General features: G+C 72.7%; 20 protein-coding genes and 1 tRNA gene. 9 read left to right on the top strand and 12 right to left on the bottom strand.

The window, feature by feature from the left end; genetic code table 11:
• The first annotated feature begins 13 nt into the window (after nucleotides 1-13).
• Nucleotides 14-2,113 (top strand): MDR family MFS transporter, encoded by a 2,100-nt coding sequence (locus ACF08F_RS17465; RefSeq protein WP_392299361.1) that lies wholly within the window; start codon nucleotides 14-16, stop codon nucleotides 2,111-2,113.
• A gap of 111 nt (nucleotides 2,114-2,224) precedes the next feature.
• Here ACF08F_RS17465 and ACF08F_RS17460 read toward each other — a convergent pair whose 3' ends face one another.
• Entirely contained in the window at nucleotides 2,225-2,665 is a 441-nt protein-coding gene (locus ACF08F_RS17460) for a YchJ family protein (protein ID WP_392299360.1), read from the bottom strand.
• Between the two features lie 151 nt (nucleotides 2,666-2,816).
• On the opposite strand from ACF08F_RS17460, the gene ACF08F_RS17455 reads away from it, so the two are divergent.
• Together ACF08F_RS17455 and ACF08F_RS17450 are read left to right on the top strand one after the other, a co-directional pair.
• Entirely contained in the window at nucleotides 2,817-4,160 is a 1,344-nt protein-coding gene (locus ACF08F_RS17455) for a 6-phospho-beta-glucosidase (RefSeq protein ID WP_392299359.1), read from the top strand.
• 75 nt (nucleotides 4,161-4,235) lie between these two features.
• Nucleotides 4,236-6,140 carry a M64 family metallopeptidase gene (locus ACF08F_RS17450; protein WP_392299358.1) on the top strand — a complete coding sequence of 635 codons (1,905 nt, stop codon included), beginning with the start codon at nucleotides 4,236-4,238 and terminating at the stop codon, nucleotides 6,138-6,140.
• 99 nt (nucleotides 6,141-6,239) lie between these two features.
• Here the strand turns inward: ACF08F_RS17450 and ACF08F_RS17445 are convergent, their stop codons facing one another.
• The 3 genes from ACF08F_RS17445 to ACF08F_RS17435 all read right to left on the bottom strand — a co-directional run bounded on the left by ACF08F_RS17445 (nucleotide 6,240) and on the right by ACF08F_RS17435 (nucleotide 8,256).
• Nucleotides 6,240-7,046: an SAM-dependent methyltransferase gene (locus tag ACF08F_RS17445; protein ID WP_392299357.1), complete on the bottom strand. Its 807-nt coding sequence runs from the start codon at nucleotides 7,044-7,046 to the stop codon at nucleotides 6,240-6,242.
• Nucleotides 7,047-7,119: 73 nt separating this feature from the next.
• Entirely contained in the window at nucleotides 7,120-7,356 is a 237-nt protein-coding gene (locus tag ACF08F_RS17440; protein WP_055640502.1) for a DUF397 domain-containing protein, read from the bottom strand.
• Nucleotides 7,357-8,256: a helix-turn-helix domain-containing protein gene (locus ACF08F_RS17435; RefSeq protein ID WP_392299356.1), complete on the bottom strand. Its 900-nt coding sequence runs from the start codon at nucleotides 8,254-8,256 to the stop codon at nucleotides 7,357-7,359.
• Nucleotides 8,257-8,518: 262 nt separating this feature from the next.
• On the opposite strand from ACF08F_RS17435, the gene ACF08F_RS17430 reads away from it, so the two are divergent.
• Genes ACF08F_RS17430 through ACF08F_RS17420 form a run of 3 tightly spaced genes read left to right on the top strand, consistent with a single transcriptional unit; the run spans nucleotide 8,519 to nucleotide 10,249 of the window.
• Complete coding sequence (locus ACF08F_RS17430) at nucleotides 8,519-8,977, top strand: ATP-binding protein (protein ID WP_392299355.1); 459 nt, start codon at nucleotides 8,519-8,521, stop codon at nucleotides 8,975-8,977.
• Nucleotides 8,971-9,504, top strand: coding sequence for a hypothetical protein (locus ACF08F_RS17425; RefSeq protein ID WP_392299354.1), 534 nt, complete (start codon nucleotides 8,971-8,973; stop codon nucleotides 9,502-9,504). Before ACF08F_RS17430 ends, ACF08F_RS17425 begins: the two co-directional genes overlap by 7 nt.
• A gap of 34 nt (nucleotides 9,505-9,538) precedes the next feature.
• Nucleotides 9,539-10,249: a class I SAM-dependent methyltransferase gene (locus tag ACF08F_RS17420; RefSeq protein ID WP_392299353.1), complete on the top strand. Its 711-nt coding sequence runs from the start codon at nucleotides 9,539-9,541 to the stop codon at nucleotides 10,247-10,249.
• 227 nt (nucleotides 10,250-10,476) lie between these two features.
• Here the strand turns inward: ACF08F_RS17420 and ACF08F_RS17415 are convergent, their stop codons facing one another.
• The 5 genes from ACF08F_RS17415 to ACF08F_RS17395 all read right to left on the bottom strand — a co-directional run bounded on the left by ACF08F_RS17415 (nucleotide 10,477) and on the right by ACF08F_RS17395 (nucleotide 13,989).
• A complete protein-coding gene (locus ACF08F_RS17415) occupies nucleotides 10,477-10,845 on the bottom strand; it encodes a zinc ribbon domain-containing protein YjdM (protein WP_392299352.1) in 369 nt (122 codons plus the stop codon).
• 264 nt (nucleotides 10,846-11,109) lie between these two features.
• A tRNA-Leu gene (locus tag ACF08F_RS17410) sits at nucleotides 11,110-11,194 on the bottom strand.
• Between the two features lie 286 nt (nucleotides 11,195-11,480).
• Nucleotides 11,481-12,092: a class F sortase gene (locus ACF08F_RS17405; RefSeq protein ID WP_392299532.1), complete on the bottom strand. Its 612-nt coding sequence runs from the start codon at nucleotides 12,090-12,092 to the stop codon at nucleotides 11,481-11,483.
• A gap of 167 nt (nucleotides 12,093-12,259) precedes the next feature.
• Nucleotides 12,260-12,820 carry a hypothetical protein gene (locus tag ACF08F_RS17400; protein ID WP_392299351.1) on the bottom strand — a complete coding sequence of 187 codons (561 nt, stop codon included), beginning with the start codon at nucleotides 12,818-12,820 and terminating at the stop codon, nucleotides 12,260-12,262.
• Nucleotides 12,821-13,032: 212 nt separating this feature from the next.
• Entirely contained in the window at nucleotides 13,033-13,989 is a 957-nt protein-coding gene (locus ACF08F_RS17395; RefSeq protein ID WP_392299350.1) for a beta-ketoacyl-ACP synthase III, read from the bottom strand.
• A 235-nt stretch (nucleotides 13,990-14,224) separates the two neighbouring features.
• On the opposite strand from ACF08F_RS17395, the gene fdhD reads away from it, so the two are divergent.
• The gene (fdhD, locus tag ACF08F_RS17390; RefSeq protein ID WP_392299349.1) at nucleotides 14,225-15,052 is read left to right on the top strand and encodes a formate dehydrogenase accessory sulfurtransferase FdhD; all 828 of its coding nucleotides are present in this window, start codon (nucleotides 14,225-14,227) and stop codon (nucleotides 15,050-15,052) included.
• 34 nt (nucleotides 15,053-15,086) lie between these two features.
• On the opposite strand, the gene ACF08F_RS17385 is transcribed toward fdhD, so the two are convergent.
• The 3 genes from ACF08F_RS17385 to ACF08F_RS17375 are packed head-to-tail and all read right to left on the bottom strand — an operon-like array spanning nucleotide 15,087 to nucleotide 17,123.
• Nucleotides 15,087-15,470 (bottom strand): (2Fe-2S) ferredoxin domain-containing protein, encoded by a 384-nt coding sequence (locus ACF08F_RS17385; protein WP_392299348.1) that lies wholly within the window; start codon nucleotides 15,468-15,470, stop codon nucleotides 15,087-15,089.
• A complete protein-coding gene (locus tag ACF08F_RS17380; RefSeq protein ID WP_392299347.1) occupies nucleotides 15,467-15,988 on the bottom strand; it encodes an isochorismatase family protein in 522 nt (173 codons plus the stop codon). Before ACF08F_RS17380 ends, ACF08F_RS17385 begins: the two co-directional genes overlap by 4 nt.
• A gap of 25 nt (nucleotides 15,989-16,013) precedes the next feature.
• Complete coding sequence (locus ACF08F_RS17375; RefSeq protein ID WP_392299346.1) at nucleotides 16,014-17,123, bottom strand: bile acid:sodium symporter family protein; 1,110 nt, start codon at nucleotides 17,121-17,123, stop codon at nucleotides 16,014-16,016.
• A 121-nt stretch (nucleotides 17,124-17,244) separates the two neighbouring features.
• Between ACF08F_RS17375 and ACF08F_RS17370 the strand changes: the two genes are divergently transcribed.
• Both ACF08F_RS17370 and ACF08F_RS17365 read left to right on the top strand, forming a co-directional pair.
• Nucleotides 17,245-18,111: a LysR substrate-binding domain-containing protein gene (locus tag ACF08F_RS17370; protein WP_392299345.1), complete on the top strand. Its 867-nt coding sequence runs from the start codon at nucleotides 17,245-17,247 to the stop codon at nucleotides 18,109-18,111.
• Nucleotides 18,112-18,439: 328 nt separating this feature from the next.
• On the top strand, nucleotides 18,440-20,269 hold the full coding sequence (locus tag ACF08F_RS17365; protein ID WP_392299344.1) for an AMP-dependent synthetase/ligase: 1,830 nt from the start codon (nucleotides 18,440-18,442) through the stop codon (nucleotides 20,267-20,269).
• Nucleotides 20,270-20,324 lie beyond the last annotated feature (55 nt).

Here is a 20,324-nt window from a genome sequence, read left to right as displayed (position 1 = left end):
TGACGCTGCGAAGGTGACCACGACCAGCGACGCAGTGCCCGCGCCCCCGGCCGCCGTCGAGCCACCCGTGCTCGACAAGCGCCGCCGCAACATCGTGTTCGGCACGATCATGCTGGGTGTCCTCCTCGCCGCCCTCGACCAGACGATCGTCGGCACCGCCCTGCCCACGATCGTCTCGGATCTCGGCGGCGCCGCCCACATGTCCTGGGTGGTCACCGCCTATCTGCTGGCCGAGACGGTCGCGACCGTCCTCGTCGGCAAGTTCGGCGACCTCTTCGGCCGCAAGGTGGTCTTCCAGATCTCGGCCGTCGTCTTCATCACCGGCTCGTTCCTCTGCGGCCTCGCCACGAACATGACGCTGCTGATCGTCTGGCGCGGCCTCCAGGGCGTCGGCGCCGGCGGCCTCATGGTCACCTCGATGGCCCTCATCGCCGATGTGATCCCGCTGCGCGAACGCGGCAAGTACCAGGGCGCTATCGGCGCCGTGTTCGGCGTCTCCACCGTCATCGGACCGCTCCTCGGCGGTCTGTTCACCGACCACCTGAGCTGGCGCTGGGCGTTCTACGTCAACGTCCCCATCGCCATCCTCGTGGTGATCGCCGCCGCCCGCACGATCCCCTCCGTACGCTCCGCGAGCCGCCCGGTCATCGACTACGCCGGCATCGCGTTCGTCGCCGTCGGCTCCAGTGCCCTGATCCTCGCGACCAGTTGGGGCGGCAACGAGTACGCGTGGACGTCCGGCGTCATCATCGGGCTCTTCGTCGGCGGCTTCCTCGCACTGGGCCTGTTCTGCTGGGTGGAGACCCGGGCGGCCGAACCCATGCTGCCCATGCGGCTGTTCTCCAACCCGGTCTTCACCGTGTGCTCCGTGCTGAGCTTCGTCGTCGGCTTCGCGATGCTCGGCGCGATGACCTTCCTGCCGACCTACCTCCAGTACGTCGACGGGGACTCGGCGACCGTCTCCGGCATCCGGACCCTGCCCATGGTCGTCGGACTGCTCATCGCCTCGGTCTTCAGCGGCAACGTCGTCAGCAAGACGGGCCAGTACCGGATCTTCCCCATCGTGGGCTGCTTCGTGATGGGCGTCGGCCTCTTCCTGCTCTCGCTCATGGGGCCGGAGACCAGCACCTGGCTGGCGTCGCTGTACATGTTCGTGCTCGGCACCGGCATCGGCCTGTGCATGCAGGTCCTGACGATCGCCGTGCAGAACACCGTCGACTACGCCGACCTCGGCACCGCGACCTCGGGCGTCACCTTCTTCCGTACCCTCGGCAGCTCCTTCGGCACGGCCGTCTTCGGCACGATCTACGTCAACTCCCTCACGCCCAACCTCGCGACCGGCGTCGGTGAGGCGGCGGCGGTCGCCGACGGCCTCGGCATCGACCCGGCGGGCCTGGCCCAGGCCGCGCAGAGCCCGGCCGGGGTGCACGGACTGCCCGACGAGGTCGCCGAACCGATCGTGCAGGCCTACGCGGACACCCTCCACACCGTCTTCCTGTGGACGGTGCCGGTGGCCGCCGTCGGCTTCGTCGTGGCCCTCTTCCTCAAGCAGGTGACGCTCCGCGACTCTGCCCGTGCCTCCGCACCGGACATGGGCGAGGGCTTCGCCTCCCCCACCTCGTCCGGCGACTCGGCGAAGCTTCTCGAACTCTCCGTCGGCAGGCTCCTGCGCCGCATCGACCTGGACACCGCACGCGGAATCGTCCGCGCCTCCGACACCCGGCTCGACACGGCGGGCGCCTGGGCGGTGATGCAGGTCGAGCTCTACACCCGGACGGTCGGGCACGCCAGCCTCGGCCTGATCTCGGCCGGCCGGCGGGTGCCGCCCGAGGTGCTCCTTCCGGTCTTCGACCGGATGGTCGACGAGGGCTTCCTGACCCGGGAGGGCAGCCTGCTCTCCCACACCCCGGCGGGCGCGCGCGAGGCGACGGTGATCACCCGGGCCTGGGGCGACTGGCTCTCCGACCGGATCGCGCAGGAGCGCGGCCGGCCGAGCGGTCCGGAGCTGCGGGTGGCGACGGACGCGATCGCCAAGAAGGTCGTGGCCGAGGACCTGGCGACCGGCCTTCCGAGGCGGGAGAGGGAGGACACGGCCGTGTCGGTGACGCGGTGACGGGGCACGGCGGAGACGTGGTGCGGCAGGGAGGCCGTCCGGCCCCGACGCCGTGACGCATGGCTTCCGGTGACGTCGGCGGCGGCCACGGCCCGATCCGAAGGACAGCCCCTACGCGTCGACGTCGCCGTCCACGTACACCCAGGCGCCCTCGTGGCGGGCGAAGCGGCTCCGCTCGCGCATCGCGCCGGTCTCGCCCCCGTGGACGTAGGACGCGGTGAAGGTGACGGTGCCGTGCTGGTGGAAGGGGGTGCCGTCGGTGGCCGCCTGGATCTCCAGGCCGGTCCAGCGCAGCGCCGGGTCGAAGTCGACCTCGCCGGGACGGGTCTCCGGCGCCCAGGTGCGCAGCAGATACGTCTCGTCGCGGACGACGAAGGCGCTGTAGCGGGAGCGCATCAGCAGCTCGGCCGTCGGTGCCGTGCCCGCCGTACCGCTGTGGAAACGGCCGCAGCACGCGCCGTACACGGCGTCGAGGCCGCAGGGGCAGGGGGAGTCCGCGGTGACGGCCGGAACGGCGGCGGCCGGGGACGGGCGGGTCTTGCGTCGGGACATGCCGTCATTCTCCCTCAGGTGCCGGCACACCGACCGGGCCGGGCCCGGGGCCCGCCGATCGGGCCCGCGGCGTGCCCGGCATGTGGACGGCGGGGTGGACGCCCGCCCGTCGTCCCGCTGCCGGGCGGGTGCGCCCGAGTAGCGTACGGGCATGAAACTGACGATTCTCGGAGGCGGCGGATTCCGGGTGCCGCTGGTGTACGGCGCTCTCCTCGGCGACCACGCCGAGGGGCGGGTCACCCACGTCACCCTGTACGACCTCGACGAGGGCCGCCTCTCGGCCATCGCCAGGGTGCTGGTGGAGCAGGGCGCGGGGGTGCCGGACGCGCCCGTGGTGGTGGCGACGACGGATCTCGACGAGGCGCTGCGCGGGGCCGACTTCGTCTTCTCGGCGATCCGGGTCGGCGGCCTGGCGGGCAGGGCCGCGGACGAGCGGATCGCGCTCGCCGAGGGCGTGCTCGGGCAGGAGACCGTGGGGGCGGGCGGCATCGCCTACGGCCTGCGGACGGTGCCGGTCGCGGAGCACATCGCCCGCAGGGTCGCCGAACTCGCCCCCGACGCCTGGGTCATCAACTTCACCAACCCCGCCGGGCTCGTCACGGAGGCCATGTCACGGATCCTCGGCGACCGGGTCGTCGGGATCTGCGACTCACCCGTGGGCCTCGGCCGCCGCGTCGCCCGTGTCCTCGGCGCGGACCCGGACGAGGCGTGGATCGACTACGTGGGCCTCAACCACCTGGGCTGGCTGCGCGGTCTGCGGATCGGCGGACGCGACGAACTCCCCCGGCTCCTCGCCGACGAGCAGGCGCTCGGCTCCTTCGAGGAGGGCAGGCTGTTCGGCCCGGAGTGGCTCCGTACGCTCGGTGCCGTCCCCAACGAGTATCTGCACTACTACTACTTCAACCGGGAGGCGGTGCACGCCTACCGGACCGCCGAGCGCACCCGTGGCGCGTATCTGCGCGACCAACAGGGCGGCTTCTACGAGGAGATGGGCAAGCCGGACACGCCCGCCCTCGCCACCTGGCACCGGACGCTCGCCGACCGCGAGGCCACGTACATGGCGGCCAACCGTGAGGCCGCCGGCCTCGGTGAGCGCGACGAGGAGGACCTGGAGTCGGGCGGCTACGAGAAGGTGGCGCTCGCCCTCATGCGGGCGATCGCGCGCGACGAGCGGACCACGCTGATCCTGAACGTGCGCAACGGCTCCACGCTGGCCGCGCTCGACGCGGACGCCGTGATCGAGGTCCCGTGCCTCGTGGACGCGAACGGCGCCCATCCGGTGTCGGTGTCCCCGCTGCCGTACCACGCCGTCGGTCTCGTGACCGCCGTGAAGGCGGTGGAACGGGAGGTCCTCTCGGCGGTGGAGAGCGGTTCGCGGGCGACGGCGGTCAAGGCGTTCGCGCTGCATCCGCTGGTCGACTCGGTGTCGGTGGCCCGGCGGCTCGTGGAGAACTACACGGCGGAGCACCCGGGCCTGGCCTACCTGCGGAGCTGACACCACGGTGTACGACCGCCGTACGACCGACGAACATCTTTACGGGATCAGGGGCGCGGCCTAGGCTCGCGCCCCATGACCTCACAGCGTCGCAAGGGAGCACGGAGAGGCCTGGCCCGCCTCGTCGCGGTCTGTCTGCTGGCCGCCGGACTCGTGGGAACGGGACCGGCGGCCGCCGAGACCCCGACGACGGCCGACGGTCCGGTCGTCGTCCCCGTACAGACGACCGGCCCGGCGGACCGGCGGTTCAACCTGGTGTTCATGGGGGACGGCTACACGGCCGCGGAGATGCCCGCCTTCCGGGCCGACCTTGAACGCCATCTGAACACGCTGTGGAGCATCGAGCCCTTCGCCTCGTACCGCTCGTACGTCAACGTGTGGGCGGTGGAGGTCCCTTCGGCCGACTCCGGCGTCGACTGCGACCCCGGCCTGGGGTCCCCCACCCGCGACACCGCGCTCGACATGGGCTTCTGGGGCGGGTGCAACCCCGGCAGCGTGCAGCGGCTGCTCACCGTCGACAGCGCGAAGGCCGGCGCGCTCGCCGACCTCGTCCCGGGCACGAGCCGCGCCAACCGGCAGATCGTGGCCCTCGCCCACAGCTCCACCTACGGCGGGGCGGGCGGGAGTTACGCCACGGCGTCCGGCGGCAACGCCCTGTCCTCCCTCATCACCCCGCACGAGATAGGGCACTCGCTCGGCGGCCTCCAGGACGAGTACGACTACTACGCGCGCGGCGTGCCGGGCGAGACCTACTCGGGACCGGAACCCGGCTCCGCCCACCACACCCTCCTGACGGAGGACCGGATGCGGGAGCAGCGGGCCAAGTGGTGGCGCTGGCTCGGCGAGGAGAGCGAGTCGGGCGGCACCATCGGCCGCCACGAGGGCGGTCTGTACAGCACGAAGGGTGTCTGGCGCCCCAGCCGGCACTCCCTGATGAAGACCCTCGGCTACGCCTTCGACCAGGTGGAGCGCGAGGTGATGGTGCGGGCGATCTCCGCGAAGGTCGGCCTGGTCCAGGACCACACGCCCGACACCGCGCCGATCGGCGCGGACCGGACCGTGTGGGTGGACACCCTGCACCCGGTCGGCGGCGCGCTCGCCGTGACCTGGCGGCTGGACGGCCGCGCCCTCGCGACCCGCGGCGCCCGCACGGTCGACCTGCGGAAGCAGACCCTCTCCCCCGGCAGGCACACGCTCACGGCGACGGTCACCGACCCGACGCCCTTCGTCCGCGACCCGGCGGTCCGCGCCTCGGCGGCGCTCACCCGCACGGTCGAGTGGACCGTGGACACCGCGCTCACCACCCGGAAGGCGCCGGTGGAGGCCGCGTTCACCGGACACACCCCCACCGGCGACCCGGTCGGCGCCCGTTCCGTCGTCCACGCGGACACCACGCACCCGACGGACCGCACCCTGGCCGTGCACTGGCGGCTGGACGGCCGCCCTGTCCACCCGGCCGGCCGCAACGACCGTGACCTGGACCTGGGTTCGCTGGACCTCTCACCCGGTACGCACACGCTGACGGCCCGTATCCCGGGCACGGCCGAGGAGTTGAGCTGGACGGTGGACGCCCGGTCGGCGACGTCCTCGTACGAGCTGTCCACCCCGCTGCGCACGGTCCGCCGGCCCGGACTCCCCGTCGAGTACGTCTACGACGGGCCGTTCACGATGCGGCTGACCGCGCGCGACGACCGGGCGGGCGCCGTGGTGAGCCAGTTCCGTGTCGACGGCGACGGCTGGTACACGTACTACGGCTGGCCGACCGACGCCGACGCGCCCTTCCGTTTCTCACCGGGCGGCACGGTCATCGACGGCCTCGTGTACGGAAAACTGGGCCGGAGCCGGGCGGTGCCGTGGGACGACGCCACCCCGGACTACGGCACGCACACGGTCGAGCACCGCACGATTGACGCGGCCGGCAACGTGAGCCCGGCCCGGAGCTTCCGCGTGACACTGCTCGAACCGGCCGGTCCCCGGTGACCGGCGGGCTCACCCGACCGTCGCGCCCCGCGTAGACGAAGGCCCGCGGACCGTCCTGACGGTCCGCGGGCCTTCGCGTCGCGCTGTTCAAAGGTCCCGTCAGGGCTTGCGGGCCACGGCGGCCCACCCCGGGATCGGGTCGTCGCCCTGGACCGGGACGGGCTCGCCCAGCTCCGGGTGCCACTCGGCGGTGAGCGAGACGCCCGGCTCGACGAACTCCAGGCCCTCGAAGAACGCGGCCAGCTCGTCACGCGAGCGGGGCCGCAGGGTCAGCCCGCGCGCCTTGTACATCGCGCTCGCCTTCGCCGCGCCCTCCGGGTCGAAGTCGCCGGTGACGTGGGAGAGGACGACGTAGCTGCCCGGGGCCAGCTTGTCGACGAGCTTGGCGACCAGCTCGTAGGCGCCGTCCTCGTCACCGACGAAGTGCAGCAGGGCGAGCATCGACAGCGCGATGGGCTGGTCGAAGTCAAGGACCTTTCCGGCCCTTTCGAGGATGATCTCGGGGTCGCGGGCGTCCGCCTGGATGTACTCGGTGGCCCCTTCCGGGGTCGAGCGCAGCAGGGCGGCCGCGTGCGCGAGCACGATCGGGTCGTTGTCGCAGTAGACGATCCGGGACTCCGGCGCGGCGTCCTGCGCGATCTGGTGCAGGTTGGGCTCGGTCGGGATGCCGGTGCCGACGTCCAGGTACTGGCGGACGCCGTTGGCGCTGAGCCAGCGGATGGCGCGGTGCATGAAGGCCCGGTTGACGCGGGCCATGTCACGGCCCCGGGCGTCGACGGTGAGCAGCTGCTTCGCCATGGCCTCGTCGACCGGGTAGTTGTCCTTGCCGCCCAGGAACCAGTCGTACATGCGCGCGGGATGCGGCGTGCTGGTGTCGATCCTCACGGATGCGGGGTCCTGGGTCATCGGCTCTCCTGGTCGGGACGAACGGGTGGCATTTCAGCAAGAGTTACGCGACGGAGCGGGTGGGGCGGAAGGGTCAGGTGAGCAGAAAGTCAGCCTGACCGGATTTGGCCCCCTGGATGAAAGCGGCGATCTCCCCGTGGGTGTAGATGAGCGCGGGTCCTTCAGGGTCTGCGGACTGTCGCACGGCGACTCTGCCGTCGGCCAGCTTCATGGCCTCCACGCAGTTGCCCCCGTTCCCGCCGCTCCAGGGCTTGTGCCAGCCATCGGCACCGAGCTCAGCGGCGGGCATGCCGTTGTATATGCGATCCATTCACAGCTCCTTGCGGAGATCCCGGAGGATCTCCTTCGTGCGTTGTGCAGTCGCGGCCTGCGCCGCCATGCGGTCCATGACCTCCAGGTGGGATGCCACCTCGGGGCGCGCGTCGAGGTAGACGGCGCCGGTCAGGTACTCGCTGTAGACCATGTCCGGGAGTTCGGGCATGGCGAAGCGGAAGAGGACGAACGGTCCGTAGGTGCCGGGGTGGTGGCCGGACGCGAACTCCGCGATCTGCAGGGTGACGTTCGGCAACTCGGACGCTTCGAGCAGCCGGTCGAGCTGGTCGCGCATCACTTCGGGCCCGTCACCGACCGGTCGGCGGAACACCGTCTCGTCCATGATCACCCAGAACTTCGGGGCGTCCTCCCGCGTGAGCAGGGACTGCCGCTCCATCCGTAGGGCTACATGCCGCTCGGTCTCCTCGGCGCGCTCCGCGGCGGCGGCACCCTGGGGGCGCCCCGCGTCGCTGCCGCCGACCGCCCCGCTGCGCAGAATGGCTCGGGCGTAGGCCTCGGTCTGCAGGAGACCGGGGATGAACTGGGGTTCGTAGGCCCGGATCAGGCTGGCCGCCCCCTCCAGGCTCACGTACATGGAGAACCAGCCGGGCAGCACGTCGTGGAAGCGCTGCCACCAGCCCGGGAGGTTGGCCTCCTCGGTGAGGGCGACGAAGGCCTCCGCCTCGGAGTCCGTGATCCCGTACTCCTTCAGCAGGAGTTGTACGTACGGGATCTTCAGCGCGACCTCGGCCGTCTCCATGCGCCGGACGGTGGCCGGGGCCACTCGGAGGATCTTGGCGGCCTCTTCCCTCTTCAGGCCGGCCCGCTCGCGCAGATCCTGCAGGCGCCTGCCGAGAACGACCTGTCCCACCGTGGGGGCGGACCGCGGCTCGCTCACTCTCAGACCTCCCCGACGCACTGTTTCGACGAGTGTGCCACGAAGCCGAGCCAGAGAGAACACGGCACTCTGCAATTTTCAGAGTGCCACTTGCCAAGTGTCCGAGTCAGGAGGACAGTGTTCCGGTGAACCAGTACACGCTGCCGCCGCGCGCCACCGCGCCATGGGGGCAGCGCCGTACGGCAGTCCTGCCCACTGTTGTGAGGAACCGGTCGTGGCTTCTGGTAACGCGCAGCCTTCAGGTCTCATGAGCCCCCGAGTCATGGCTCAGCGCCCAGAACCCCGGACCGATACCCGGACGACCGGTACCCGCGCCGACTCCGTGCGCCGCTTCGCCTTCGAGCTCCCGGCCCTGACCTCGTCGGTGGCCCGCGCCCGCCTGCTGTCGGAGGAGCGGCTCATCCTCTGGGGGTGCGACCCCGGCATTCGCGACACGGTCGCGCTGGTCGTCTCCGAGCTCGTCACCAACGCCGTCGTCCACACCGCGAGCGGCCGGGTGATCTGCGAGATACGCGAGGGCGAGGACACCCTTCGCATAGCCGTGCGGGACGAGGGCGGACCGGCCGACCCGCGGATGCGCGACTGCGGCGAGGAGGAGCGCGGCCGCGGCCTCCTCATCGTCGACGCGCTGTGCACCGCCTGGGGCGCCGAGCGCACCGGGCACGGCACGGCGCAGATCGTCTGGGCGGAACTGGCCCACGGCATGGGGGAACCGTGCTGAGGTCGATGGCCACCCTGCTGATCCCCCGCTCGGCCCGCAAACCCTCGGACCACACCACCGTCCCGCGCCAGCGCGGCGCCTCGGACCCCAAGGGACCGCAGGCCAGGACCCTGGGCACGGCCTCGCCGGGCTCCGGGACCCTCGACTCCGCAGAACTCGGCGCGACGCGCCTGACCGTTCCCGTCGGCCTGCGCACGGGCCTCGGTTGCGACGCCGTCGGGGTCCCCGCCCGCTTCGGCTTCAAGATCCTCTCGCGCCTCCCCGCCAAGGGCTGCGTGTACGCCGACACCGACTGGTGGTGGTGGCTCGTCCCGGCCGGCTCCGACCTGGACCTCACCTGGCCGCTGCCCGCCTGTTACGCGCGCGGCGCCGAGGTCCCCGACCGCGGCCCCCGTCTCGTCCACCACCCCGACGGCACCTCCCCCTACACGCCGCCGATCCCCCTCTACCTGCTGACCTGCCAGCTGACCGGGATCGCCCCCGCGTGGTCCACGCCCCCGGCGCCCCCCGTGCGCAGTGCGCTCTGACGTCCGGGGCCGGTGACGGCATAGGCTCGGGACCATGTTCACCCCGCAGGGCCCCAGCCTCCGTGAGCTGACCGTCCAGGCCCTCTCCTCGGTCGAGCACGGTTACGACCTGCTCGCGGACAAGTTCGACGCGACCCCTTTCCGCACCTCCGACCGGCTCCTGACCGCGGTGGCCGACACCCTGGAGGAGCTCGGCCCCTTCGACTCGGGGCTCGACGTCTGCTGTGGCACCGGCGCCGGACTCGACGTCCTCCGCTCCGTGTGCGCGGGCCGCGTCACGGGGGTCGACTTCAGTACGGGCATGCTGGCCCGGGCCCGCCGGGCCCACCCGACGGCCACCCTGGTCCGCGCGGACGCCCTGGCCCTGCCCTTCGCCCCGGTCTTCGACCTGGCGGTCAGCTTCGGCGCCTTCGGCCACTTCGTCCCGGACGCCCAGCGCACCCTCTTCGCCCAGGTCCACGCCGCGCTCCGCCCCGGCGGCACCTTCGCCTTCCCCCTCCCGGCCCCGCCCCGGGTCGGCTCGCGCCTCTACTGGGCGCTGTGGGGCTTCGACGCCGCCATGCGCGTCCGGAACGCCCTGTGGCACCCGCGCTTCGTCATGTACTACCGCACGTTCCGCCTCCGGGACGTCCGCACCCGCCTGGAGGAGGCCGGCTTCGAGGTCACCCTGACCCCGGTCCCGACCCTGGGCACCCGCCCCGACGGCAGCCCCCACTGCCGCCTGGTGGTGGCCCGGAAGGTCTAGGGCGTGTTGCGAAAGTAGCGCCGGCCGCCCGAAGGGCGGGCCCGAAGGGCGGGCCCGACGGCGTCTGGTGCGTGCGATCGCAAGGCGGAGGGTCGCCCCGATACTGAATGTATCGGGGTGATCCCGACAACGCGGCGAGCGTGCGTGCCAGGCGCCGTCGGGCAGGCGGGACTTTCGCAACACGCCCTAGGACGTGTTGGGCCGGGGTGCCGTGCGGAGGCCTCGGGTCAGGCCTTCTTGACCACGCTGGACTTGAGCTGCATCGCGCCGAAGCCGTCGATCCGGCAGTCGATGTCGTGGCCGTCGACGCCGTCGACGAGCCGGATGTTGCGGACCTTGGTGCCCGCCTTGATGCCGGAGGGGTTGCCCTTCACCTTGAGGGCCTTGACCACGGTGACCGTGTCGCCGTCGTTCAGCACGTTTCCGACGGCGTCCTTGATCACGCGCTCGCCCGCGGCGGCCGGGTCGCCGCCGTCCGTCGCGCCTTCGGCGGCCGGGACCCACTCGTGGCCGCATTCCGGGCAGACCACGAGGTTGTTCATCTCGTACGTGTACTCGCTGGAGCACTGAGGACAGGGGGGAATGTTCTCGATCACTCCCCCAGGATAGGTGTCGGCACGGCCCCGCCGTGGGGGTCGACCGCTCGCCTGTGGAAAACGAGAAGTGGGGGGGGGGGGGGGGGGGGGCGGCCCCCCCGGGGGGGGGGGGGGGGGCGGGGGGGCCCCCCCCCCGGGGGGGGGGGGGCCCCGACCAGGGGGGGGGCGGGGGCCCAGTCCACCCGCGGCGCGGGGGGCCCCCGCGGCACGTGTGAAAAACGAGAGGGGGGGTTCGTTGCGAGAGCCCCCGCCACTTCTCTTCGGTGTCCGAGGGGGGACTTGAACCCCCACGCCCGATAAAGGGCACTAGCACCTCAAGCTAGCGCGTCTGCCATTCCGCCACCCGGACCAGGTGTCTGTCGTTTTGGGGTTTCCCCCGCGGCGACAGAGATAACTCTACCAGGGGTTTGAGGTGCCCTTCACCAGGGTTTTCCTGGTCAGCGGGGTGGAGTCACCCACGCCACCATGATCCAGTCCGAATTGTCTGATGATGTGCACCATGCGTTCCGCATCGCGTACACATGGTGGCGATGCGCCCTGGTGGGAGCCCGACGCCCCCCGACGCCGGCTCCGTGGAGGCCACACTGACGACCACGACGCGGTCCAGGCCAATACTTTCCCGGAAGTCCGTCAGGTCAGCGGACGTCGACGAGGCGGGCCGAGACCACCACGTTGCCCTCGTAGCCGGCCTCCCGGGTGAAGGTGCCGCCGCAGGTGATGAGCCGCAGCTCGGGGAGGCCGGTGTCGCGGTAGACGCGTTCGGCGGGGAAGCCCTCCTTGGGGACGACCTCGACCCCGTACACCGCGAAGACCGCGGTCCGTCCGTCGCGGCGGACGATCTCCACCCGCTGTCCCCCGGTGAGGGCACCGAGGTCGTAGAAGACGGCCCGGCCGGCCGGGGTGTCGACATGGCCGACGACGACGGCGGTGCCGCGTTCGCCGGGGGTCACCGCGCCGGTGAACCAGCCCGTGAGGTGGTCGTCCTCGGGCGGCGGCGCCTCGATCCAGCCGTCCGCGTCGAGGCCGACCTCCGTGACGGGCGCGTCGACCCCGACCGCGGGGACGCGGACCCGGACGGGCGGTGAGGAGGCCAGCGGTGCCGGTACGGAGCCGGGGGCGGGCCCGGTGCCGGCCGCTCGGACGACGCCGGGCGCGGCGACGGCGAGGGGCTGCGGGGGCCCTTCGGCCCGGAGCTCCTGTGCGCCGTCGCGCACGAGGTGGACGCCGATCAGCAGGACGACGGCCATGACGCCCCAGGCGCCGCGCGAACCCGGCCCGCGCCCCGCCCCGGACCGGTCCGCCTCCGTTCCGTTCGACCCCTGCACCGCCGCGCTCCTCCGTTCCGCCGTTCCCGCGTGGGTGTCGTGGCGCCCCTCCGCCCCGGTCCTCGTCACACCGGGGTGGAGGGGCAGTCTCAGGGGCTGCCGTCGGCGCCGCGGCGGCGGGTCAGGACGACGGCCGCGCCGAGCGCTCCGACGATCAGCACGACGCCCGTGACGAGTTCGGTGGCGCCGAGTCCCTCGTCGACGGAGCCGGCCTCGGAGCCGTACCCGGCCTTCACGCCCTTGTGGGCACCCGGGGACGTGTCGGGTCCCTCGACGTTCCCCGTGTCGTGGACCGGGCCTCCGGACGCGGCGACGGTGAGGCTCGTGGTGCCGCGCTCGCCCTTGCAGTCGAAGGTGATCTCGTAGCGGGTGCCGGCCTCGGCGTCGACGTCGACCGTGGCGGTGCCCGAGCGGCCCTCGCTCAGGGTCACCGTGTCGAAGACGCCGGAGGTCACCGTCACGGTCGGCACCTCGCAGCCGTCGGAGGTGAGGGTGACGGTGCCGCCGGGGGCGACCGTCGCGGGCGTGACGGAGAACCCGAACGACGTGATGTTCGGTTCGTTCTCCTCCGCCAGGGCCGTCGGCGCCGCGGCGAGCCCCAGGGCCGCGGCGGCGAACAGGGCGGCGGAAGCGGAACGTATCGCGCGCATGACGGTCCTCCCGGTCACGCGAGGGTGCGGAGGCGGAGCGATTCCGCGTCCGGTGCTGGACGACCCTCACCGCGATCGAAGCTAGGTGCGCCCCCGGCGCGCCGCCACCGGGCTCCGCCGAACGGGGCACGACCGGGCGTCGGGGCCCGGGCCCCGATGCCCGGTCGTGCCGTGTGTTCCGCGCGAGCCCGGCCTGATCCGAAAGGCAGGTCCTACGGGACCCGGATGACCTGTCCCGCGTAGGAGAGGTTGCCGCCGAAGCCGAAGAGCAGCACCGGGGCGCCGGAGGGCAGTTCGCCGCGCTCGACGAGCTTGGCGAGGGCCAGCGGGATCGAGGCGGCGGAGGTGTTGCCGGAGTCGACGACGTCGCGGGCGACGATCGCGTTGACGGCGCCGATCTTCGCGGCGAGGGGCTCGATGATCCGCAGGTTGGCCTGGTGCAGGACCACGCCCGCGAGCTCCTCGGGGGCGAGGCCGGAGCGCTCGCAGGCCTTGCGGGCGAGCGCCGGGAGCTGCTGGGTGGCCCAGCGGTAGACGGACTGGCCCTCCTGGGCGAAGCGGGGCGGGGTGCCCTCGATCCGGACGGCGTTGCCCATCTCGGGGACGGAGCCCCACAGGACGGGGCCGATGCCGGGGGTGCCCCCCGCCTCGGCGTCGTCGACGGCCTCGACGATCGCGGCGCCGGCGCCGTCGCCGACGAGGACGCAGGTGGTGCGGTCCGTCCAGTCGCACACCTCGGTCATCTTGTCCGCGCCGATGACGAGGACCCGGCGGGCGCCCCCGGCCCGGACGGCGTGGTCGGCGGTGGCCAGGGCGTGGGTGAAGCCGGCGCAGACGACGTTCAGGTCCATGGTCGCGGGCGAGGGCATGCCGAGGCGGGCGGCGACACGGGCGGCCGTGTTGGGCGAGCGGTCGATCGCGGTGGAGGTGGCGACGAGGACGAGGTCGATGTCCTCGGGGGCGAGCCCGGCGGCGGCCAGGGCCTTGCCCGCGGCGTGGGCGGCGAGCTCGTCGACGGGCTCGTCCGGTCCGGCGACGTGCCGGGTGCGGATGCCGACCCGGCTGGTGATCCAGGCGTCGTCGGTGTCGACCAGCTCCGCGAGGTCGTGGTTGGTGAGCACCTTGGCGGGCTGGTAGTGCCCGAGCGCTGCGATGCGAGTGCCCGTCATACCGGGACCCCCTCGGTGGTTCGTTCGTCCGGCAGGATCCCCCAGTCTTGCCAGCGACTGATGGGTAACAGGTGACGTAAACCACCAACATTCACCCGTACCGCTTGGCCGACCATGACAAGGGGCGGGGTGGGGCACGGGTCCCCGGTGACGGAGAATGGCCCCACCAGGGCCGATTCCGTCGCGATTTCGCGGCCTCACGGCCTTCCACGCGAGAGAATCGAGTGCGATCACGATGGGACGGGTCACCGAGCGGCGGCGTGTCATGCGGATCCGCGGCGGGGCGGTGAACGCCCGGCCCGACACCCTGGTGGCGGAGGAGCCGCTGGAGATCCGGCTGAACGGCCGGCCGATCGCCATCACCATGCGGACCCCGGGGGACGACTTCGCGCTCGCGGCGGGCTTCCTCGTGAGCGAGGGTGTCCTCGCCGCCGCCTCGGACGTGCGGAACATCGTGTACTGCGCCGGGGCGACGGACGACGGCCGGAACACGTACAACGTGGTGGACGTGCAGCTGGCGCCGGGCGTGGTGGTCCCGGACATCTCGCTGGAGCGGAACGTCTACACGACGTCGTCGTGCGGGCTGTGCGGGAAGGCCAGTCTGGACGCGGTGCGTACGACGGCGCGTTTCCCGATCGCCGACACGCCTCCCGTACGGCTCGCGCCCGCGCTGCTGTCCGTGCTGCCGGAGCGGTTGCGGGCGGCGCAGCGGGTGTTCGACTCGACGGGCGGGCTGCACGCGGCGGCGCTGTTCACCGAGGACGGTGAGCTGCTCGACGTACGGGAGGACGTGGGCCGGCACAACGCCGTGGACAAGCTCGTGGGGCGGGCGCTGCGGGAGGGGCTGCTGCCCCTGGAGCGGGCGGTGCTGCTGGTGTCGGGGCGGGCGTCCTTCGAGCTGGCCCAGAAGGCCGTGATGGCGGGGATCCCCGTGCTCGCCGCGGTCTCGGCGCCGTCCTCGCTCGCGGTGGACCTGGCGGCCGAGACGGGGCTGACGCTGGTCGGGTTCCTGCGCGGGCCGGACATGAACGTGTACGCGGGCGAGCACCGGATCGCCGTGTAGGCGGAGTCGGGGGCGCGCCCGACGCGGTACGGGGTCAGTTCTTCGGGGGGTCGATCATCTGGAGGGTGAGGGTGGCCGGGGGTTCGGCGATGCCGGGGCCGCCCGCCTTCGTCCAGGTGAGGATGTCGTCAAGACAGTCGTCGTCGAGGGTGAAGGCGATCCAGGCGGCCCGGCCGCCCCGTCGGCGGCCCTCGGTGGAGGGCTGGACGACGACGATGTTGGCCTGGGCGCAGGGGCCGAGGCAGTCGCTCGTACGGACGGCGAGCCGGCCGCCGGAGGTCGCGGCGGCCTCGCGGAGCCGGGCGAGCTGGCCCGCGTGGTCGGTGCCGGGGTTCTTGCGGGCGTCGCCGCAGCAGCAGCCGCGGCAGACGACGAGGGAGCAGGGGCGGGCCCCGTACCGTATCGGGACCGGTGTCACGCGGGGCCGTCCAGGGTGATGGCCGCGACGGGCGCGACGGTGCCGAGGCGGGGGAAGTCGAGTTCGACCGAGGCCCGGTGTTCGTCGCCGGTGAGGGCGGTCATCGCGTCCTCGGCGAAGACGAGGTCGTAGCCGAGGTCGCCGGCGGCGCGGGCGGTGGACTCGACGCCGAGGTTGGTGGCGATGCCGCCGAGGACGAGGGTCGTGGCACCGGCCGCGGTGAGCAGGTCGTGGAGTCCCGTGTCGTGGAATCCGCCGATGGTGCGCTTGACGACGACGTGGTCGCCGGCGTGGACGAGGTCGGCGACGAGTTCGCTGCCGGGCGGCTGGGTGGGGACGTTCGGCCGTTCGACGCGGATGTGGACGACGGGTGCTCCGGCGGCCCGGAAGGTGTCGGCGAGCCGGGCCGCGGCGGCGAGGACGTCGGTGCCGGGGCGCGGGGCGAGGGGCAGGGCGACGATGCGTTCCATCAGGTCGACGAGGACGAGCGCGGTGCGGCCGGGATCGAGTGAGGGCATGGGAGCACCGTAGCCGCCCTGATGATCATCGTGGGGCGGGTGGGGGTGTGATCCGGCCGACGGGTGCGGGGGTCTCGCGGGTCGGCGGGGCGGGGGTGTTCTGCGGGTCGTGGGCGTCCTGCGGGTCGTGGGTGTCCTGCGGGTCGTGGGAGCGGCGTTTGGCGATGACGGCGCACACCATGAGCTGCATCTGGTGGAAGAGCATCAGCGGGAGCACGGCGAGCGAGGCGTGCGCGCCGAAGAGGACGCTGGCCATGGGCAGTCCGGCGGCGAGGCTCTTCTTGGAGCCGGCGAACTGGACGGCCACGCGGTCGGCGCGGTCGAAGCCGAGCCGCTCCGCCCCGTACCAGGTCAGCGTCAGCATCACGCCGAGGAGGACGGCCTCGACGGCGAGGAGCAGCCCGAGGCGTGCGGGGGTCACGAGCTGCCAGACGCCGGCGACCATGCCCTGGCTGAAAGCGGTGTAGACGACGAGGAGGATCGAGCCCCGGTCGACGCGGCCGAGGGTCTTCTTGTGGCGGACGAGGAATCCGCCGACCCAGCGGCGCAGGAGCTGTCCGGCCAGGAAGGGCACGAGGAGCTGGAGGACGATCTTCAGGAGGGAGTCGGCGGAGAGGCCGCCGGTGCTGCCGCCGAGGAGGAGGGCCGCGAGGAGGGGGGTCAGGACGATGCCCGCGAGGGAGGAGAAGGAGCCGGCGCAGATGGCGGCGGGGACGTTTCCGCGGGCGATGGAGGTGAAGGCGATGGAGGACTGGATGGTGGAGGGCACGAGGCAGAGGAAGAGCAGGCCGCTGTAGAGCTGCGGGGTGAGCACGGTGGGGACGAGGCCTCGTGCGGCGAGTCCGAGGAGCGGGAAGAGCAGGAAGGTGCAGGCGAGGACGGTGAGGTGGAGTCGCCAGTGCCGGAGGCCGTCGAGGGCCTCGCGGGTGGAGAGCCGGGCCCCGTAGAGGAAGAAGAGCAGTGCCACGGCCGCGGTCGACGCGCCCTCCGCGACGGTGGCGGCGGCCCCGGAGGCCGGCAGCAGCGCGGCGAGGCCGACGGTACCGAGCAGCGCCAGGACGAACGCGTCGACGGGGAGCCGGGCGGGCGGGCGGAGGGCGGGGACGCGGACGCGGAGCGGGATGCGGCGGTTCATGGCTTCAGCTCTGTGGAGTACGGGGTGCGCTTCCATCCTGGTCCAGCGGGTGGTGATCGGGAATCCCGTACAGCGCTCTGACTGTCATCGTGTTCCGTGATGACCGGGGTACGGTCGTGGTGTGTACGAGCCGACGCAGTTGCGCACGTTTCTCGCCGTGGCCCAGACGCTGAGCTTCACGCAGGCCGCGCGGCGGCTGGGGGTGCGGCAGTCGACGGTGAGCCAGCACGTCCGGCGCCTGGAGGAGGCGACGGGGCGTCCTCTCTTCTCGCGGGACACGCACAGCGTGGAGCTGACGGAGGACGGCGAGGCGATGCTCGGCTTCGCGCGGGCGATCCTCCAGGCGCACGAGCGGGCGGCGGCGTGGTTCGGGGGGACGCGGCTGCGGGGGCGGCTGCGGTTCGGGGCGTCGGAGGACTTCGTGACGACGCGGCTGCCGGAGATCCTGGAATCCTTCCGGCGTGAGCACCCCGAGGTCGACCTGGAGCTGACGGTCGAGCTGTCGGGGACGCTCCAGGCACGGCTGGCGGCCGGCCGGCTGGATCTGATCCTGGCCAAGCGGCGCGGCGAGGAGAGCGAGGGGCGGCTCGTCTGGCAGGACACGCTGATCTGGATCGGGGCGCCGGGGCTGCGGGTCGAGCCGGACCGGCCGGTGCCGCTGATCCTGTTCCCGCCGCCGGGGATCACGCGGGCGCGGGCGCTGGAGGCCTTGCAGGCGCAGGGGCGGGCGTGGCGGATCGCGTGTACGAGTTCGAGCCTGAGCGCGAACGTGGCGGCGGCGCGGGCGGGGCTCGGGGTGATGGCGCACACGCGGGGTCTGGTGCCGGAGGGGCTGGTGCCGGTGCCGGCCCGCGCGGGGCTTCCGGAGCTGGGCGAGGTCGGTTTCGTGCTGCTGCGGGGGCGGCGGGGCGGGGCGACGCAGGAGGCGGCGGACGCGCTGGCGGAGGCGATCCTGGCGGGCGGCGACCGTCTGCACCGGCCGCGCTGACCGGGGCCGGGCGCGGGCCGGGCGCCGTTCCGGCGAGCCCGCGCGGACCGGCCACGGCGGCTTCGGGGCGCCCTCCCGTGCGCAGGGGGTACAGATTCCGTGGAGATTCGTGCGGGGTGGACGTACCGAGCGGTCTGCAACGCACCCGCCGTACCCGCGACTTGTTCTCCTCACCCGCCCTGACCTGGAGGAACGCGGAATGTCCCGGCTTGGTGAAGGCCCTCCCACGGGGCAGGCGGGTGGGGTACCGTCACCCGCGCTGTACGGAGTGCGACAGCGGTCCCTTTCAGCCATCGAGCCGACGTGCCGACGAGGGAGGAGCAAGCCAGTGCGCGAGTTCACCGTGCCGCCCGTCGCGGCGGCGCCTCAGGTCGGCGGTCTGGCGGACGCCGTGTTCGAGCACGCCCTCACCGCCCCGGACCGGGTGGCGTTCGGCCGCAAGGGCCGGGACGGGCAGTGGCGGGACGTGACGGCCGCGCGGTTCCGGGACGAGGTCCTCGGGCTGGCGAAGGGGCTGATCGCGCAGGGCGTGCGGTTCGGCGACCGGGTCGCGATCATGTCCCGCACGCGCTACGAGTGGACGCTCTTCGACTTCGCGCTGTGGACGCTGGGCGCGCAGCCCGTGCCGGTCTATCCGACGTCCTCCGCCGAGCAGGTCTTCTGGATGCTGCACGACGCCGAGGTCACGGCGTGTGTGGTGGAGCACGAGGACCACGCGATGACCATCGGTTCGGTGGTCGACCGGCTCCCGCGGCTCCAGCGGCTGTGGCAGCTGGACTCGGGGGCGGGGGCCGTGGCCGAACTGACGGCGGCGGGCGCGGAGATCGAGGAGGAGGTCGTGCAGCGGCACCGGCGGGCGGTGACGCCCGAGTCGGTGGCCACGGTCATCTACACCTCGGGGACGACGGGCCGCCCGAAGGGCTGTGTGATCACCCACGCGAACTTCATGTTCGAGTCGGACATGCTGACGGGCCGCTGGGACCCGGTCTTCCGGTCGCGGCCCGGGGAGGAGGCGTCGACGCTGCTGTTCCTGCCGCTGGCGCACGTCTTCGGGCGGATGGTGGAGGTGGCGGCGGTCCGGGCCGGGGTGAAGCTGGGGCACCAGCCGGTGATGGCGGCGGCGGAGCTGCTCCCGGACCTGGCGGCGTTCCGGCCGAGTTTCGTCCTGGCCGTTCCGTACGTCTTCGAGAGGGTCTTCCACGCGGCCCGGCGCAAGGCGGAGCGCGAGGGGCGGACGGGGCCGTTCGACAAGGCCGTGGAGGTGGCGGTCGCGTACGCGGAGGCGCTGGAGCACAAGGCGTTCGGGACGGGCCCGGGGCCGTCGGCGGCGCTGCGCGTGCAGCACCAGTTCTTCGAGAAGACGGTGTACGGGAAGATCCGCGCCGCGCTGGGCGGGCGGATGCGGCACGCGATGTCGGGCGGTTCGGCGATGGACCGCCGGCAGGGGTTGTTCTTCGCGGGTGCCGGGATCACGGTCTTCGAGGGGTACGGGCTGACCGAGTCGTCCGCCGCGGCCACGGCGAATCCGCCGGAGCGGACGCGGTACGGCACGGTCGGGCAGCCGGTGCCGGGGACGACGGTGCACATCGCGGAGGACGGTGAGGTGTGGCTGCACGGCGGCCAGGTGTTCTCGGGCTACCTCAACGATCCGGGGGCGACCTCCGCCGTCCTCAACGACGGCTGGCTCGCCACGGGTGACCTGGGGTCGCTCGACGTGGACGGCTATCTGACGATCACCGGGCGGAAGAAGGACATCCTGGTGACCTCGGGCGGCAAGAGCGTCGCGCCGTCGGGCCTGGAGGAGCGGGTGCGGGCGCATCCGCTGATCGCCCAGTGCATCGTCGTGGGCAACGACCGGCCGTACATCGCCGCGCTGGTGACGATCGACCAGGAGGCGGTGGAGCACTGGCTCGCGATGCAGGGGCGGGCGCCGCTGTCGCCGGCCGAGCTGGTGCGCGATCCCTCGCTGGAGACGGAGATCCGGCGGGGCGTGGTGGCGGCCAACACGCTGGTGTCGCAGGCGGAGTCGATCCGTACGTTCCGGATCCTGGCGCATCCGTTCAGCGAGGAGCAGGGGCTGCTGACTCCTTCGCTGAAGCTGAAGCGGAAGGCGATCGAGCGGGCGTACGCGGCGGAGGTCGAGGCGCTGTACGGGTGACGGGGGCCGCGATCGGGGGCGGTCCGGGGCGGGCTCCGCGTTTCTGACACATCAT

The sequence above is a fragment of the Streptomyces sp. NPDC015130 genome (assembly GCF_043080005.1).
Classification (GTDB): Bacteria; Actinomycetota; Actinomycetes; order Streptomycetales; family Streptomycetaceae; genus Streptomyces.
The sequence above is the reverse complement of the archived record's forward strand: the minus strand, read 5'-3'. Positions and strand labels throughout refer to the sequence as shown.

Bases quoted from the DNA above. Each gene is read 5' to 3' on its own strand.
- ACF08F_RS17460 (WP_392299360.1), bottom strand. From the start codon at position 2,665: ATGTCCCGACGCAAGACCCGCCCGTCCCCGGCCGCCGCCGTTCCGGCC.
- ACF08F_RS17455 (WP_392299359.1), top strand. From the start codon at position 2,817: ATGAAACTGACGATTCTCGGAGGCGGCGGATTCCGGGTGCCGCTGGTG.
- ACF08F_RS17450 (WP_392299358.1), top strand. From the start codon at position 4,236: ATGACCTCACAGCGTCGCAAGGGAGCACGGAGAGGCCTGGCCCGCCTC.
- ACF08F_RS17445 (WP_392299357.1), bottom strand. From the start codon at position 7,046: ATGACCCAGGACCCCGCATCCGTGAGGATCGACACCAGCACGCCGCAT.
- ACF08F_RS17440 (WP_055640502.1), bottom strand. From the start codon at position 7,356: ATGGATCGCATATACAACGGCATGCCCGCCGCTGAGCTCGGTGCCGAT.
- ACF08F_RS17430 (WP_392299355.1), top strand. From the start codon at position 8,519: ATGGCTCAGCGCCCAGAACCCCGGACCGATACCCGGACGACCGGTACC.
- ACF08F_RS17420 (WP_392299353.1), top strand. From the start codon at position 9,539: ATGTTCACCCCGCAGGGCCCCAGCCTCCGTGAGCTGACCGTCCAGGCC.
- ACF08F_RS17405 (WP_392299532.1), bottom strand. From the start codon at position 12,092: ATGGCCGTCGTCCTGCTGATCGGCGTCCACCTCGTGCGCGACGGCGCA.
- ACF08F_RS17400 (WP_392299351.1), bottom strand. From the start codon at position 12,820: ATGCGCGCGATACGTTCCGCTTCCGCCGCCCTGTTCGCCGCCGCGGCC.
- ACF08F_RS17395 (WP_392299350.1), bottom strand. From the start codon at position 13,989: ATGACGGGCACTCGCATCGCAGCGCTCGGGCACTACCAGCCCGCCAAG.
- fdhD (WP_392299349.1), top strand. From the start codon at position 14,225: ATGGGACGGGTCACCGAGCGGCGGCGTGTCATGCGGATCCGCGGCGGG.
- ACF08F_RS17380 (WP_392299347.1), bottom strand. From the start codon at position 15,988: ATGCCCTCACTCGATCCCGGCCGCACCGCGCTCGTCCTCGTCGACCTG.
- ACF08F_RS17375 (WP_392299346.1), bottom strand. From the start codon at position 17,123: ATGAACCGCCGCATCCCGCTCCGCGTCCGCGTCCCCGCCCTCCGCCCG.